This is a genomic window from Thalassospira sp. MCCC 1A01148, assembly GCF_001613795.1.
Taxonomy (GTDB): Bacteria; Pseudomonadota; Alphaproteobacteria; order Rhodospirillales; family Thalassospiraceae; genus Thalassospira.
Genome location: NZ_LPVZ01000020.1, coordinates 1,231,321 through 1,245,417, shown reverse-complemented (window position 1 = coordinate 1,245,417; position 14,097 = coordinate 1,231,321). Strand labels below are relative to the sequence as shown.

Here is a 14,097-nt window from a genome sequence, read left to right as displayed (position 1 = left end):
ATATTTCCCCTTTTGGTATTCATGCCGTCCATTTCCCCAAATCTGGATATACCAGACCTAGATACAGACGAAGTGCGCAAACAGTATGTTTGCCCAGCCCACCGATCAATAGCGAATTCTTGCTCAGGCACGCAACGTCATATGCCGATCAACTGGTTTGGCCGGTGTTCTGCAAGTTCTGAAGATGGAAGTGCCAAGCATGGTTGATGATTTGGCTTGGTGACGGGTAGACTGGTTGCCAACCGAGCAGGGTATTTGCCTTTTGCGGATTGGCAACGAGTTTGGCCGGGTCGCCGGGGCGGCGTAAATCCTTTATCACCTTGAAATCCACCCCGGTGATTTCCTTGCAAAGCTCGATAATTTCATTGACCGAGCAGCCAGCACCTGTGCCGATGTTGGCAATTTCGAGCGCAGCCCTGTCAGATGTCAATACAAATTCCAACGCCTTAACATGTGCTGTCGCAAGATCATCGACATGAATGTAATCGCGAATGCAGGTTCCATCCGGGGTGTCATAGTCGGTGCCAAAGATCTTTATGTGATCACGTTGCCCCGCCGCGGTTTGCAGGACCAGCGGAATAAGATGGGTTTCCGGGTCATGACGCTCGCCTGTACGGCCCGCCGGATCGGCCCCAGCCGCATTGAAATACCGTAAGGCAATCGGACGAAAATCATAAATAGTCGCATAGTCTGAAAGCATGGTTTCAACCATTGCCTTTGAGCGCCCATAGGGGTTTTCTGCCTGAACCGGTATCGTTTCGTCGAGCAGATCGAAATCTGCGTTACCATAGACTGCGGCAGTGGATGAGAACACGATATGCCTGCATCTATTGCGGCGCATGGCCTCAAGCAGGTTGAGTGACCCTGCAGTATTGACCTCATAGAAACGGGCCGGCTCGACCATCGACGCACCAGCTTCGATCAGTGCGGCCATATGAATAACAGCAGCTGGTTTGAACTTGTTAAACGTGGCGTCGAGTGCCGCACTGTCGCGGATATCGCCCTGCACGAACGGGGTTTCGACCGGGATGGCATCTCTGTGCCCGTTCGATAGGTTGTCGAATACCACCGGTTGGTAGCCGTTTTCCATGAGTTTGAGGCAAATGTGCGAACCGATATAGCCCGCACCACCTGTTATCAAAATATTCTGCATGTACGTGAGACGCTTTACTTTCTGAAGCCATTGCAGACGATATGCTCACATCACCTTTTTGCGCGCAAGCGATGCGGTTTTCGGGTTGATCAGTTCGCGGATCCAGTTGGCGGCTTCGATCACGATCGGGTCTTTTTCGCGGGCCGGGCGGATCAGCAGGCGATACCACCAGTGTGAAATGAAATCCGGGAAGTTGAGCGCGACCAGTTCACCGCGTTCGACATAGTTGCGCGCAACGACATCGGTGCTGGCAACAATGCCCTGACCGGCGCGCGCAGCTTCAAGTGCCCAGATATGGTGGCTGAAGGTCCAGCAATCGGTCAGCGAAAAGCTGGCATCCTTGAACCATTGTTCGATCTGGGAGAATTGTTCGCTGTCACTGTCAATCAACAGGATATCGCGCGGGCCAAGATTGCCGACATCAACATTGCTGGCATCATAGCCGCGCTTTGCCAGCCATTCCGGGGCGGCAAAGGCCGTATAGACTTCGGGTGTCAGAAGTTCCGTAATCCAGTCTTCCGGGCCGGGCAGGTCCTTTGGCGCGATCTGAAGGGCAAGATCAATCTCAAGCGGATCAAGCCCATCATCAAATTCGATCTTGCGAAACTGAACAGGGATATCGGCGGGCAACCGGTCGCGCAGGTTATCAAGCTCATAGAGCAATACCGTCAGTGCCGGGGTGGCCAGGGCGCCAATGCGGATGGCCTTGCCCTTGTCCGGGCCGACTTCGCCGGTGATATCGGCAATCCCGTCAAGTGCCTCTGTCAGGCGCGGCAGAAGAAGCTTTGCCGATTTGGTCAGGCTCAATCCCCGACCCTTGCGGGTAAACAGCACCACGCCGAGATTTTCCTCAAGCTGGCGGAGCTGATGGCTGATGGCACTTTGCGTGACATGCAATTCTTCGGCGGCCCCTTTTACGCTTTGATGGCGTGCGGTGGCTTCGAAGGCGACAAGGGCGCGCAATGGGGGGAGCTTTCTGCGCATCGGGGTTTCCATCCAGGCGGTATTAAAGGCTTTTATTCTGTCTATCAGGCCTTGCGCGAAATTGGGCCAAAAAAATCTCAACAATGGCTGAAAAAGCTTCATTCGTATTTTTCCAAACAAGCAGGCAATATCATCGTCATACAGGGTTTCCGGCCATGTTTCTTTGATGTCCCCTTGCGCCACCACGTAAGCCCGTCACTCCCTGACGGCCGGAAACCCCAGTACTTCTTTTTCAAAACCGGGATTGACCATGACCGCAACGCGACTGAGCGGAAATTTCCGCGGCGTTCTGTGGATGACGGCTGCCATGGCATCGGGCGTTTTTGTTGATGTCTGTGCCAAGCTTGTTTCCCATGATGTACCGACATCGCAAATTCTGGCGATGCGCGCCCTGACCACGGTCACCGTGTTCCTGATCATCATCATGTTTATCGGCACGCGCCAGATCCGTACGCGCCGCCCGGTGGCGCATATTGCGCGCGGCGTTTTGTGGTACGGATCGCTGTTCTTTGTGTTCTTTGCGCTCCGCCAGATGAGCATCGCCGAGGTCAATGCCTATCTGTTTATCGAAGCCTTGCTGACCGTGATGTTGGCGGTGGTGATTCTGGGCGAGAAACTGACCCCGCGCAAAATCATTGCAACCCTTCTGGGGCTGGTTGGCGTGTGGGTGATGTGTGTGCCGCGCATGGATGGCTTTGGTGTGCCGCTTGGTGTTGCCGCGGCCCTGATCGGGGCGTTCTGTTTTTCAGCCCAGACTTTGTTTGCCAAGGTGCTGACCCGTACTGAAACCAATTTTTCCATGCTGTTCTGGCCACAAATCATCGCGGTTGCGATCTGGGTGCCGATTGCCATGATCACCTGGTATCCGGCGTCACTGGTCGACTGGCTTTATTCATCGGGTGCTGGCTTCTTTGCCATGCTGACCAATTACATGGTGCTGCGTGCCGTGCGTGTGGCCGATGCCAGTGTGGTGTCGCCTGCGGCATACACCGCCCTTCCGTTTTCGGTGGCGATGGATTTGATCTTCTTTGACATGCTGCCGGTGCCGTTCATCTTTATCGGGGCAGGCATCGTGGTGCTTGCCGTGATGCTGCTTGATTACAAGGGCGGTGCCAAAGCGGTGGAAGATGCTGTGGAAGAAGAATTTGCCGAATTTGCCGAGAGTAGCGAAATCGGGGATGAAGAAGCATCCCCGAAACCGGCAAAGGCCTGAGCCCCGATGACCGACGTTACAAATCAGCGATCATGTTGTGCGCGGGAATCATCCGGGGCCTGATCACGGTCATGAAGGCCGTAATCCCGGATCACGCCAGCCACCCGCAAACGGTAATCTTCAAAAATCTTGTGCCGTCCCTTGATCTGGGCTGTGCGGTGCTCGCCCAGATTGCGCCAGGCGGCAATGGCGTCCTCATCGCGCCAGAAGGACAGCGACAAAACCTTGCCCGGATTGGTCAGGCTTTGAAATCGCTCGATCGAGATAAAGCCATCCATGGTTTCAAGCACGGGTTTGAGATCGCCGGCAATCGCAAGGTAATCGTCATAGTGCCCTTCGCGCGGTGTGACTTCGAAAATGACGGCAATCATGGTTTGATCAACTCCTTATGCGGGCCAGCGTGTGGTGTCGAGGCGATTTTCAGAAACTGGCGTTCTTCGCGCAGGATGAATTTTTCGCGTTGGGAAAATTCATAGTTTTCCCGTCCCAGCGGATCGTCCTTCAGCCGCGCACGATAGGCTTCGTATGATGCCAGATCGGGCAGATGATAGATACCATAAGCGGTTGAGACCGAACCTTCATGCGGGGCGAAATAGCCGACAAGGTCGGCCCCGCAGCGCGGAATGGCCTGCCCCCAGTTGCGGGCATATTCCATGAAGGCATCTTTTTTGTACGGGTCGATTTCATAGCGAATGAAACAGGTGATCATGACAGCGTCCTTTCAGGAGAAACATCTTGTTTGGTGACGCGGCCCATTATCCCGATTGCTGTGCATCAATGCTTCGATTAGCATCGAACTATGAAAGAAGGACCCGATATCGCCCGCGTGGCCGCATTGCTTGGCGATCCGGCGCGCGCAAACATGCTGACAGTCCTCATGAGTGGCCGGGCATTGACCGCGGCCGAGCTGGCGCAAGAAGCCGGTGTAACGCCACAAACCGCCAGCTCGCATCTGGCAAAGCTTGAGAGCGGGCAGATCGTTGTGCCGCGCAAACAGGGGCGGCATCGTTATTTCACGCTTTCGGGCCCCGATATTGTCGAGGCATTGGAAGTCCTGATGGGGATTGCCAACCGGGTCGGGCATAACCGCGTGCGTACCGGGCCCAAGTACCCGGAACTGCGCAAGGCACGCGTTTGTTATGACCATCTGGCCGGGGATATGGGGGTTGCGCTGTTTGATGGCCTTGCCAAACGCAAGCTGATTGCAAGCGATGTGAATGGGGTTGCCCTGACCCCGGCCGGCATAGATTTTGCCACCATGTTTGGCATCGATCTGGATGGCTTGCGCGCCAAGCGTCGGCCGTTGTGCCGGGAATGTCTGGATTGGAGTGCCCGGCAATCGCATCTGGCGGGGTCATTTGGGGCGGCCCTGCTGGACCGGTTTTATGACCTTGGCTGGGCCCGGCGGGTGCCGGAGTCGCGGATCGTGCGATTCAGTGATACCGGCGAGAAGTCATTTCGGGACTTGATAAACCCCTAGGCCAGCTATCAATCACCGAGCAGGGCGGCAACGAAGGCCGGGACAAGTTCGGTGGCGGGGCCATAGGTGCTGTGATCAAAACTGGTGGCACCCGAACTGGGTTCGAGATTGAGCTCGACCGTTTCGGCACCGGCTTCTTCATGGGCGACCTGAACGAACCCGGCTGCCGGATAGACATTGCCTGATGTCCCGATCGAGATAAAAAGCCCGCATGCGCCAAGGGCGGCATAAATGCGTTCCATCTCAAGGGGCATTTCGCCAAACCACACGACATGCGGGCGCAATCCACCGGCTTTGCTGCAACCTGGACATGGCGTTTCCTTGGCAAGGTCGCCCGGCCAATCGGTAAGCAGATCACAGTGATTACAGCGGATTTTCAGAAGTTCACCATGCATGTGGATCAGGTTTTTTGACCCGGCCCGGCCATGCAGATCGTCGATGTTTTGCGTCACCAGCAACACATCACCTGGCCATTCGGCCTCCAGCCGTGCCAGGGCCAGATGGGCGGCATTGGGCACGACATCGGGGTCATGTAACCCGGAACGGCGGTCATTATAGAAATGATGCACCAGATCGGGATTGGCAATGAAGGCCTCGGGCGTTGCGACCTCGGAAATATCGTATTTCGCCCAGATACCGTCCGCGTCGCGGAAAGTATGCAACCCGCTTTCCTTGGAAATGCCCGCCCCCGTAAGGATGACAATCGGGGCGTTTTCATCGCGCAGGATGTCGATCAAGTTGGGACGAAGCGGCATGGGGTGCGGTCCTGTGCTGGTGTCGGGTAGCGGTAGCCTAATGCAAACAAAACACCCCCGCCAAGTCTGTCTGGCAGGGGTGAATGCGAAACCGATCCGCTTTAACCGGTTTATCTGAGATTTTTCTGCCGATCAGGCAGAGGTATCGACATTGCCGCCCGGGGTATCGTCCTGGCTTGGTTTTTCGCCGGCCGGGTTTTTGGTGACACCAACCATGGCCGGACGCAGCAAGCGCCCCTTGAGCACGTAACCGGCCTGCATGACCTGTGCGACATGGCCGTCCGGATATTCCGGATGCGGCAGTTCAAACACGGCCTGATGTTTGTTCGGATCAAGCTTTTCGCCAAGCGGCTCGAGCTTTTCGATGCCGTTCTTTTCAAGGGCCTTTTGCAGGGCCTGTTCGGTCATCTCGACACCATCGACCAGCGTTTTCATTGCCGGATCGGCATCTGACGTGTCACCGGCGGCATCAAGGGCGCGACGCAGGTTGTCGCTGACATCCAGAAGGTCGCGGGCAAATTTTGTGATGGCGTAGTTGCCGGCATCCTCGACGTCTTTTTTGGCGCGGCGGCGGGTGTTTTCCACCTCGGCGGCCTGACGCAGCAGACGGTCTTTGAGTTCTGCGACTTCGGCTTCAAGCGCCTCGACCGGGTCCTGAAGGGCGGCATCTTCGAGCTCTTCCTCGGTCGCCTCTGCTGCGACCTCTTCAGAAGCGGTTTCCTCTGCATTGACGTCGTGCAGATCTTCCGGAGTGTTCTTTGCGGTTTCCGACATGGCTAACCTTGCTACTTTCACGTTATGCGGCCTGACACGCAGCGCCGCGATTTATCCAATCAGTCGACCGACCAGCTTGGCGGTGTAATCGACCAGCGGAATGATCCGGGCATAATTGATCCGGGTCGGTCCGACAACCCCGATTGCACCCACAATGCTGCCTTCAGCATTCTGATAGGGCGAAATCACCATCGAAAGACCCGATCCGCCGAACAGTTTGTTCTCCGACCCGATGAAAATCTGAACGCCCTGGGCATCCGTCGTCACATCGAGCAATTCTATCATCTGATCGCGGGCTTCAAGCACGTTGAACAAACGGCGGACGGTCTCAAGCTGTTCAATCGTATCGATATTTTCCAGCAGCTGGGATTGCCCTTTCACAATCAGGGACGATCCCTTGACCCCGCCAGCCCATGTTGCCAGGCCCGCATCAATCAGATTGGCGGAAAGATCATCAAGCTCTTGTTTGAGGCGATCACGCTCCTGGGTAATCAGAAGGCGCGCATCATCAAGCGTCTTTCCAGCCAACCGGGTATTTAGATAATTTGCTGCTTCTGTCAATGCCGAGGCGGGCAAATCCGCCGGGACATCAAGGATTCGGTTTTCCACATTGCCGTTTTCCGAGACCAGAACGGCCAGAACCTTGCCCGGTGACAGGGCGACAAATTCGATCTGTTTTAAGCGAATGCCATCGGTCTTGGGTGCGACCACCAGTCCGGCACAGCGCGACAGGCCCGACAACATCGTGGTTGCTTCGCCCAGCATCTGATCAAGGGAATAACCCGCCTGTTCGCAGTTTTTCGTCAGTTGGTCTCGTTCGGCATTGGGAAGGTCGCCGACCTCCATCAATGCATTCACAAAAAGACGCAGGCCCTTTTCACTGGGCAGGCGACCGGCCGAAATGTGCGGTGCGACCAGCAGACCCATTTCCTCAAGATCGGACATGACATTGCGAATGGTCGCAGCCGAGAGGTTTTCCGACATGCGCCGCGCAATGGACCGCGAGCCGATCGGTTCGCCGGTTTCGACATAGGCATCGACAATCTGGCGGAACACTTCACGTGACCGCGCATTCATGTCGCCCAGCAATGTATCGTCAAAATGCGCCATCTGGTTTGCTTCGGGCCCTATTGTCGTGAAACTGAACAGAATTTAGTCAGGCAAACGCATTGCGTCAATTGCACGACCGAATACAACGCCGGGCTTGCGAAATTGCCTCAAGGTGTTGGTTTGTCTGCATTGCACCAGAACGGATAAAAACATGCGGGGAAACTGCTGGACGTTTGCCAGGTCACATCTTACTTTGGGCCAAATTTCACAGGACAAATTTGCGGTGTTCAGATCTCTGAACACCGCTAAAACAACCAAGAGGTTCCATCTTATGCGCCCTTCCGGCCGTACCCCCGATCAGCTTCGCGATGTGACGATTGAAACCGGCATTTCCAAATATGCCGAAGGCTCCTGCCTGATCAAATTCGGCGACACGCATGTGATCTGTACCGCCACGGTCGAAGACAAGGTGCCGGGCTGGATGCGCAATTCCGGCAAGGGATGGATCACTGCGGAATACGGCATGCTGCCACGCGCAACCGATAGCCGCATGAACCGCGAAGCAGCGCGCGGTAGCCAGTCTGGCCGTACCCAGGAAATCCAGCGTCTGATCGGTCGTTCGATCCGTGCGGTTGCCGACATGAAGGCGATGGGTGAAATGCAGATGCGCCTTGATTGTGATGTCATTCAGGCCGATGGCGGTACACGTACCGCATCGATCACGGGCGCGTATGTTGCTGCCCATCTGGCATTTCAGGGCGTGCGCCGCCTTGGCCTGATCAAGGAAATCCCGCTGACCCAGCCGGTTGCTGCCATTTCGTGCGGTATCTATGAAGGTGAAGCGGTACTCGACCTTGATTACGCCGAAGACAGCAATGCCGGGGCTGACGCCAACTTCGTGCTGGCGGGCAATGGCGGCATCGTCGAGGTACAGGCAACCGCCGAAGACGTTCCGTTTGATCGCGCGTCCTATGACCAAATGTTCGCGCTGGCCGAAAAAGGCTGCAAGGAATTGTTCGCCAAACAGCGAGAGGCCCTTGGCCTTTAGGGCAGAGTAATTTCAATGGCAGGCACCCACCTGCCGCTTCTCGCATCTGTTGGATATCGTATTTCAGGCAAGACCATGGCCCGTCGTTTCACGGAAAAAAAACTCGTCATCGCCAGCCACAACAAAGGCAAGATCAAGGAAATCGCCGAACTGCTTGCACCGCTCGGGATCGAGGTGTTCTCGGCCGGTGAACTTGATCTTCCAGAACCCGAAGAAACCGAAAAAACCTTCATTGGCAATGCGCAGCTGAAATCAACCGCTGCGGCCAATGGCGCCAATCTTCCGGCCCTTGCCGATGACAGTGGTCTTGCGGTTTCGGCCCTTGATGGCGCACCGGGGATTTATTCCGCGCGCTGGGCCGGGCCGGACAAGGATTTCGACATGGCGATGGAAAAGGTCCAGAACGGCATTGGCAACCATCCGGATCGTCGTGCGTCGTTTATTTGTGCCTTGTCGCTGGCCTGGCCGGACGGGCATGTCGAGAATTTCGAAGGCCGGGTTGAAGGCGAAATCGTCTGGCCAAAACGCGGTGCTCACGGCTTTGGCTATGACCCGATCTTCCAGCCAAATGGTTTCGAGGAAACCTTTGGCGAAATGGACCCGGCGAAAAAGCATGAAATGAGCCACCGGGCCGATGCCTTTGCCCAGCTGGTCAAGGCCTGCTTCGAAGACTGATCCGGGGCATTTCCCCGCATTAAACCCATGCACGCATCGCGGATGTCATCATCGGCGGTGCGTGTTAATTTATTGGCCAACATTTCCGCGTTTGAAAAGAGTCCCGCGTGTCCGCAGCCTCAAGTGAAACCGTGCCGTTTGGCATCTATATCCACTGGCCGTTCTGCCTGTCGAAATGCCCGTATTGCGATTTCAACAGTCATGTTGCGAACAGTGTTGATCATGCGCGCTGGCGCACCGCACTCCGGGCCGAGCTTGCCCATGGTGCGGCCCGCCATCCGGGGCGGACGGTGGGATCTGTCTTTTTTGGTGGCGGCACACCCTCCCTGATGGACCCGGAAACCGCCGGGGCCTTGATCGAGGACATCAAATCTTTCTGGTCGGTGACGGATGATCTGGAAATCACGCTGGAAGCCAATCCGGGCACGGTCGAAATTGACCGGTTTTCGGCCTTTGCCGCCAACGGGATCAACCGGGTATCGATTGGCATTCAGGCGCTTAATGACCGCGATCTGAAGTTCCTTGGTCGCCTGCACAGTGCCGAGGAAGCCATGCGGGCCCTGGATGTTGCGACATCGGTGTTTGATCGTTTTTCGTTTGATCTGATCTATGCCCGCCCGGAACACGATCCCAAGGCCTGGCGGGCGGAGCTGCGCGAAGGGCTTGGCATCGCCAATGGCCATATCTCGCTCTATCAGCTGACCATCGAGCCGGGCACACAGTTCTATACCCTGCATCAGCGCGGTGATCTGGTCGTGCCGGACGAAGATCTTGCGACCGAACTTTATGAGATCACCCAGGAAGAAACCGAGCGTGCCGGCTATCGCTGTTACGAGGTGTCCAACCACGCCAAACCGGGGCAGGAAAGCCGCCATAACCTGGTTTACTGGCGCTATGGCGATTATCTGGGCATTGGCCCCGGCGCACATGGCCGCGAAGCGGTGGTCGGGGCCAGTGGCAACACCACGCCGATGGCGGTTAGGCGTCACCGTGCGCCAGATATCTGGCTGGACCGGGTGGAAAAGCATGGTCATGGCACACAGGAAGAAACCGCGCTCGAGGCTGATGAACGCCTGCTTGAAATGGTGATGATGGGCCTCAGGCTTAACGAAACCATCCCGACGGAACGGTTTAAGCGCATTATCGGCAAGGGACCGCGTGATGTTCTGGCAGGTGACCGGTTGGAAACCCTGATCGAGTCCGGTGATCTGATCTGTGATTCGTCAGGACTACGCGCCACCGATCAGGGCAGGAACCGTTTGAACGGTGTTCTGGCCTATTTGTTCGACCACGCGGTGTAAGCCCGAAACCCGCAAAACACCACGAAAAACCGCACAATTGGCGGGTGCCTGCAATCGGGCGCAGGAAGTTTCACCAAACCATCAAAAAGTTGGTTGACACTTAAGCCTGACCGCGTATATTCCGCCCCGTTCCGGCGGACACCGCCCGAACAAATACCACAAGCCCCTATGCCCAGGTGGCGGAATTGGTAGACGCGCTGGCTTCAGGTGCCAGTGGCCATTAGGTCGTGGAAGTTCGAGTCTTCTCCTGGGCACCATTCTCCCGCGTATCCTAGAGATACCGGGAACCTCCCGAAAACAAATGGTTATTCCTCACCAAACTGGTACACAATGGTGGGGAACAATGCTTTTCCGGTTGGTCCGTCCGATGCGGCGTAAAGATTCAAGCATCCTATACTTTGTTCAGCGTATTCCGGCTGACATACGTCCAAAGATTTCCGGTACGAAACTTTCTATCCCTGTGGGTGACAAAATCGTCTCTCGCACGGTTAGTGCATCTGCATCGGTCGTTAAGGTATCGCTTGCCACTCGTGATCCTCATGAAGCCAAAATCAGACAGGCACAGATTGCCGCTTATCTCGAAGGGGTTTGGCAGTCGATTCGGAGCGGACCTGAAAAACTGACAATGAAGCAGGCTGTTGCGCTTGCCGGAGAAATATACAGGGCTTGGGTAGGCGCACTTGAAGACGATCCGGGTTCCCCATCGTTATGGGGAAGGGTAAAAGCTGATGACAAAGCTGCCCTGCGTGGTGAGTTTGGCGTGGCCCAACTGATGATCCCTAGTCCCTCTAAGACCAGAAAAAGCCTAGAAGATCGCTTTGGTGCATTTGCGGACGTTGCATTATCCAAGCGTGGGCTCGTTGTCGATGACGATAGCCGCGCAAAGCTACTGGAGCAGGTTGCTGTTGCGATGGATCTTGCAGCAGAAAAACTGCAACGTCACAGCTTTGGTGATTACACACCTGACAGTTACGAATCTCGTTTTCCAGACTGGGAAGACCGTAAGGCTCCTGAGACAAAGGCCGCGCCCCAAGTTACCATCACCCAGCTTTTGGAGGGCTGGTGGAAAGAAGCTGGCCGAGATGGTGGTCGCTCCGTAAGTACATACGAGAGTTACAGCAAAGCCGTTCGATACTTTATCGACTACCTTGGACATGATGACGCAACCAAGGTAACGCCTCGTGATGTTGTTGGCTACAAGGACAAACGACTTTCAGATGTAAACCCCCGAACCGGAAAGCCGATCTCAGCACGGACAATCAAGGATTCTGAGTTGGCAGGTTTGAAGTCCGTCTTTAACTGGGGTGTAAGTCAGCACCTGATCGCAGATAACCCTGCCAAGGGGGTGACTGTTGCTCTGCCCAAGGTCAAACGTAGTAGGCCCAAAGGCTTTACCGAAGCTGAGGCCGTTGCTTTGTTGCGTCATTCCCTGAACTATTCACGGACACAGCCAAATGAGACGCAAAAGCTTCTCAATGCAAAGCGATGGGTGCCTTGGGTCTGCGCTTATACAGGGGCGCGGGTGGGTGAGATTGTTCAGTTACGCAAGTCTGATCTGATCGACCATGGCAAACATTTCGCGATCTTCATAACGCCTGATGGGACAGTAACTGTGAAGGATGGCGAATACAGAGAGGTCCCGATACACCCCCACCTTGTCGAGACCGGGTTCATTGACTTTGTGCGGTCTCAGGACGACGGCTATTTGTTCCTTAAGCCAAATGCCAAAGGTGAGATCAGGGGGTCGTGGAATTCTGCAAAGAACAGATTACGGGAATTTGCACGGCAGGTGATTACAGACCCGAATGTAAAGCCTAATCACGGGTGGCGGCATCGTTTTGTTACGATGGCGCGTGAATACGGTATGTCTCAGGAACTGCGTCGGATGATCACAGGTCATACAGGTGCGGGGGTCGATGAGCGGGAATATGGTGACCCCGCCGGGCTTTATCGGGAAATCTGCAAGATACCTCGTTATCAGGTCTGAATACCCCGAGCCGAACCAAGAGATTCTTGGGGTTCTGGGGTAGCTGCATGGGTGGATTCAAATATCAGCTCGGTACCTGTCGTGAAGTAATGTTGAGAGGTATCATTGTTGCCTTCCTGTATTTACGGTCTCGGGCAACTATCACCATTTTGATTGTAGTCGAAACCGACACTTATCAGGAAACCAAAAAACAACGTAAATGCCGATTTTTTCGTCACTGACGTCCCTTGATCTTTTTTCGCTACCATAAGAGCATTAAAGTTTAAACCCTCTGTGTGGTCAAATTATAGCCATCTACGGCGATGTTGATTAGGTGCCTCCATAGATAGCCCAATCACACTTTGCTTGACTATGGAGGTTTATGATGACCCGAGGTACCAACACCACAGTCACAATCGCGCCACTATCTCTCAGCGCCCAAACAATCAACACCCACCACAAGAACATCCTTGAGCATGGCAAGGGGATGCTCCGTGAAGCGAAAGCTGCTGGTGAGGAATTGCTCCGTGTGAAAAAGACTTTGAAGCACGGGGAGTTCAAGCCGTGGATCAAGGAGAACTGTAGCTTCAGCTACCGGCAGGCAGCGAAGTATATGCAGATCGCTAAAAGTGCCCCGCAGGGCACCTTTGATATGGACGCGGGGATCAACTCTTTCCTCGACCAAGTTGCTAACAGTCGCAAACCCAAAGCCCACCTTCAGTCCTTCTCACAGACAGACGCTGAATATGCACAGAAGCTACATGCAATGGCTGTGCGTGGCACTGAGCATGAGCGTGAGGTTGCCAAGGGAAAACTCGAAGCCTTCGCCAAATCCTTCGGAAAGACCCCTGAAGAACTGATGGAGGAGGCAGGGAAGAAGAACCCCTCCAAGACAGAAGTTGAGGAAAAGGTTGATGACTTCCTTCAGCAAGCCTTTGGGAAGAAATCACGCGCCCAACTTATCCAGATCATTGGCTACTGCATGGCCGAATACCCTGAACTGATTACCAAACTGACGCAGAAGGAGGACTGATCATGGTGATCCAACTTACACAAAACCAGAAGGCAGCAATTCTTGATCGGCTCATTCGTGAGGGGATCTTCGCGCTGCCAAATAGTCGGCCTGTATCGGCTGGATGAATAACAAATCAAAAATGACGACGATGATAACTAACAACCAGATTACGATTTATACCGATGGTTCATGTACCGGGAATCCCGGTCCGGGAGGGTATGCTGCTATTATCTGCGAGGGTGATCGTGAGCGTATCATTACCGGGAGCGAGACCGAGACAACGAACAATCGAATGGAGTTAAGTGCAGCTATTGCTGCGCTCAAAGCACTTGACCAGAGTAGGTCAAGCGTTCGGGTAGTGACTGACAGCCAATATCTGAGCAAGGGCATGACTACTTGGATAAGTGACTGGAAAGCCAAGGGGTGGCGTGGATCAAACGGAAAGGCTGTTAAGAACACAGACCTCTGGCGTGAACTGGATGAACTCAGTACCCGGCACGATATAACTTGGGAATGGGTTAGAGGACATTCCGGCGACGAACTAAATGAACGAGTTCATGTGCTTGCGGCGGGAGCAGCAGGGAACAGCATCAATAGTTCATGCCTGAAAATTTAGGGGTGGGAGTTAAGGGGTTGATCCTCGTTTTCCTGACCCGGAAGAAGGAACCAGAAACCACAGTGTT

15 protein-coding genes and 1 tRNA gene are annotated in these 14,097 nt (G+C 54.8%); 9 read left to right on the top strand and 7 right to left on the bottom strand.

Features of this window, described 5'->3' with window-relative positions; translation table 11 throughout:
• Positions 1 to 148: 148 nt before the first annotated feature.
• Both galE and AUQ43_RS15140 read right to left on the bottom strand, forming a co-directional pair.
• Positions 149 to 1,153 (bottom strand): UDP-glucose 4-epimerase GalE, encoded by a 1,005-nt coding sequence (gene galE / locus AUQ43_RS15145; RefSeq protein ID WP_062957031.1) that lies wholly within the window; start codon positions 1,151 to 1,153, stop codon positions 149 to 151.
• Positions 1,154 to 1,198: 45 nt separating this feature from the next.
• On the bottom strand, positions 1,199 to 2,137 hold the full coding sequence (locus AUQ43_RS15140; RefSeq protein ID WP_062957352.1) for a LysR family transcriptional regulator: 939 nt from the start codon (positions 2,135 to 2,137) through the stop codon (positions 1,199 to 1,201).
• A 250-nt stretch (positions 2,138 to 2,387) separates the two neighbouring features.
• Here AUQ43_RS15140 and AUQ43_RS15135 point away from each other — a divergent pair, with 250 nt between their 5' ends.
• Positions 2,388 to 3,350, top strand: coding sequence for a DMT family transporter (locus AUQ43_RS15135; RefSeq protein WP_062957030.1), 963 nt, complete (start codon positions 2,388 to 2,390; stop codon positions 3,348 to 3,350).
• Positions 3,351 to 3,373: 23 nt separating this feature from the next.
• Here AUQ43_RS15135 and AUQ43_RS15130 read toward each other — a convergent pair whose 3' ends face one another.
• Positions 3,374 to 3,721, bottom strand: a complete 348-nt coding sequence (locus AUQ43_RS15130) for an antibiotic biosynthesis monooxygenase (RefSeq protein WP_062957029.1) — start codon at positions 3,719 to 3,721, stop codon at positions 3,374 to 3,376.
• A complete protein-coding gene (locus AUQ43_RS15125) occupies positions 3,718 to 4,059 on the bottom strand; it encodes an NIPSNAP family protein (RefSeq protein WP_062957028.1) in 342 nt (113 codons plus the stop codon). The genes AUQ43_RS15130 and AUQ43_RS15125 overlap by 4 nt, the downstream gene beginning before the upstream one ends.
• Positions 4,060 to 4,149: 90 nt before the next feature.
• Here AUQ43_RS15125 and AUQ43_RS15120 point away from each other — a divergent pair, with 90 nt between their 5' ends.
• On the top strand, positions 4,150 to 4,830 hold the full coding sequence (locus AUQ43_RS15120) for a helix-turn-helix transcriptional regulator (protein WP_062957027.1): 681 nt from the start codon (positions 4,150 to 4,152) through the stop codon (positions 4,828 to 4,830).
• A gap of 8 nt (positions 4,831 to 4,838) precedes the next feature.
• Here the strand turns inward: AUQ43_RS15120 and cobB are convergent, their stop codons facing one another.
• From cobB to hrcA, 3 genes are all read right to left on the bottom strand, one after another.
• On the bottom strand, positions 4,839 to 5,585 hold the full coding sequence (cobB, locus tag AUQ43_RS15115; RefSeq protein ID WP_062957026.1) for a Sir2 family NAD+-dependent deacetylase: 747 nt from the start codon (positions 5,583 to 5,585) through the stop codon (positions 4,839 to 4,841).
• 132 nt (positions 5,586 to 5,717) lie between these two features.
• Entirely contained in the window at positions 5,718 to 6,359 is a 642-nt protein-coding gene (grpE, locus tag AUQ43_RS15110; RefSeq protein WP_062957025.1) for a nucleotide exchange factor GrpE, read from the bottom strand.
• A 51-nt stretch (positions 6,360 to 6,410) separates the two neighbouring features.
• Positions 6,411 to 7,469 carry a heat-inducible transcriptional repressor HrcA gene (gene hrcA, locus AUQ43_RS15105; RefSeq protein WP_062957024.1) on the bottom strand — a complete coding sequence of 353 codons (1,059 nt, stop codon included), beginning with the start codon at positions 7,467 to 7,469 and terminating at the stop codon, positions 6,411 to 6,413.
• Between the two features lie 271 nt (positions 7,470 to 7,740).
• Between hrcA and rph the strand changes: the two genes are divergently transcribed.
• The 7 genes from rph (at position 7,741) to rnhA (ending at position 14,030) form a co-directional block, all read left to right on the top strand.
• Positions 7,741 to 8,457, top strand: coding sequence for a ribonuclease PH (gene rph / locus AUQ43_RS15100; protein WP_062957023.1), 717 nt, complete (start codon positions 7,741 to 7,743; stop codon positions 8,455 to 8,457).
• 75 nt (positions 8,458 to 8,532) lie between these two features.
• Positions 8,533 to 9,132 carry an RdgB/HAM1 family non-canonical purine NTP pyrophosphatase gene (gene rdgB, locus AUQ43_RS15095; protein WP_062957351.1) on the top strand — a complete coding sequence of 200 codons (600 nt, stop codon included), beginning with the start codon at positions 8,533 to 8,535 and terminating at the stop codon, positions 9,130 to 9,132.
• 107 nt (positions 9,133 to 9,239) lie between these two features.
• Positions 9,240 to 10,433, top strand: a complete 1,194-nt coding sequence (hemW, locus tag AUQ43_RS15090) for a radical SAM family heme chaperone HemW (protein ID WP_062957022.1) — start codon at positions 9,240 to 9,242, stop codon at positions 10,431 to 10,433.
• A gap of 170 nt (positions 10,434 to 10,603) precedes the next feature.
• A tRNA-Leu gene (locus tag AUQ43_RS15085) sits at positions 10,604 to 10,690 on the top strand.
• A gap of 44 nt (positions 10,691 to 10,734) precedes the next feature.
• Complete coding sequence (locus AUQ43_RS15080) at positions 10,735 to 12,420, top strand: DUF6538 domain-containing protein (protein WP_114129815.1); 1,686 nt, start codon at positions 10,735 to 10,737, stop codon at positions 12,418 to 12,420.
• Positions 12,421 to 12,784: 364 nt separating this feature from the next.
• Positions 12,785 to 13,432 carry a DUF3102 domain-containing protein gene (locus tag AUQ43_RS15075; RefSeq protein ID WP_181838542.1) on the top strand — a complete coding sequence of 216 codons (648 nt, stop codon included), beginning with the start codon at positions 12,785 to 12,787 and terminating at the stop codon, positions 13,430 to 13,432.
• Between the two features lie 103 nt (positions 13,433 to 13,535).
• Positions 13,536 to 14,030: a ribonuclease HI gene (gene rnhA / locus AUQ43_RS15070; protein ID WP_232310696.1), complete on the top strand. Its 495-nt coding sequence runs from the start codon at positions 13,536 to 13,538 to the stop codon at positions 14,028 to 14,030.
• The last annotated feature ends 67 nt before the right edge of the window (positions 14,031 to 14,097 follow it).

Excerpts from the sequence above, each read along its gene's own strand:
- galE (WP_062957031.1), bottom strand. The coding sequence starts at position 1,153 with ATGCAGAATATTTTGATAACAGGTGGTGCGGGCTATATCGGTTCGCAC.
- AUQ43_RS15140 (WP_062957352.1), bottom strand. The coding sequence starts at position 2,137 with ATGCGCAGAAAGCTCCCCCCATTGCGCGCCCTTGTCGCCTTCGAAGCC.
- AUQ43_RS15135 (WP_062957030.1), top strand. The coding sequence starts at position 2,388 with ATGACCGCAACGCGACTGAGCGGAAATTTCCGCGGCGTTCTGTGGATG.
- AUQ43_RS15130 (WP_062957029.1), bottom strand. The coding sequence starts at position 3,721 with ATGATTGCCGTCATTTTCGAAGTCACACCGCGCGAAGGGCACTATGAC.
- AUQ43_RS15125 (WP_062957028.1), bottom strand. The coding sequence starts at position 4,059 with ATGATCACCTGTTTCATTCGCTATGAAATCGACCCGTACAAAAAAGAT.
- AUQ43_RS15120 (WP_062957027.1), top strand. The coding sequence starts at position 4,150 with ATGAAAGAAGGACCCGATATCGCCCGCGTGGCCGCATTGCTTGGCGAT.
- cobB (WP_062957026.1), bottom strand. The coding sequence starts at position 5,585 with ATGCCGCTTCGTCCCAACTTGATCGACATCCTGCGCGATGAAAACGCC.
- grpE (WP_062957025.1), bottom strand. The coding sequence starts at position 6,359 with ATGTCGGAAACCGCAAAGAACACTCCGGAAGATCTGCACGACGTCAAT.
- hrcA (WP_062957024.1), bottom strand. The coding sequence starts at position 7,469 with ATGGCGCATTTTGACGATACATTGCTGGGCGACATGAATGCGCGGTCA.
- rph (WP_062957023.1), top strand. The coding sequence starts at position 7,741 with ATGCGCCCTTCCGGCCGTACCCCCGATCAGCTTCGCGATGTGACGATT.
- rdgB (WP_062957351.1), top strand. The coding sequence starts at position 8,533 with ATGGCCCGTCGTTTCACGGAAAAAAAACTCGTCATCGCCAGCCACAAC.
- AUQ43_RS15080 (WP_114129815.1), top strand. The coding sequence starts at position 10,735 with ATGGTTATTCCTCACCAAACTGGTACACAATGGTGGGGAACAATGCTT.
- AUQ43_RS15075 (WP_181838542.1), top strand. The coding sequence starts at position 12,785 with ATGACCCGAGGTACCAACACCACAGTCACAATCGCGCCACTATCTCTC.
- rnhA (WP_232310696.1), top strand. The coding sequence starts at position 13,536 with ATGAATAACAAATCAAAAATGACGACGATGATAACTAACAACCAGATT.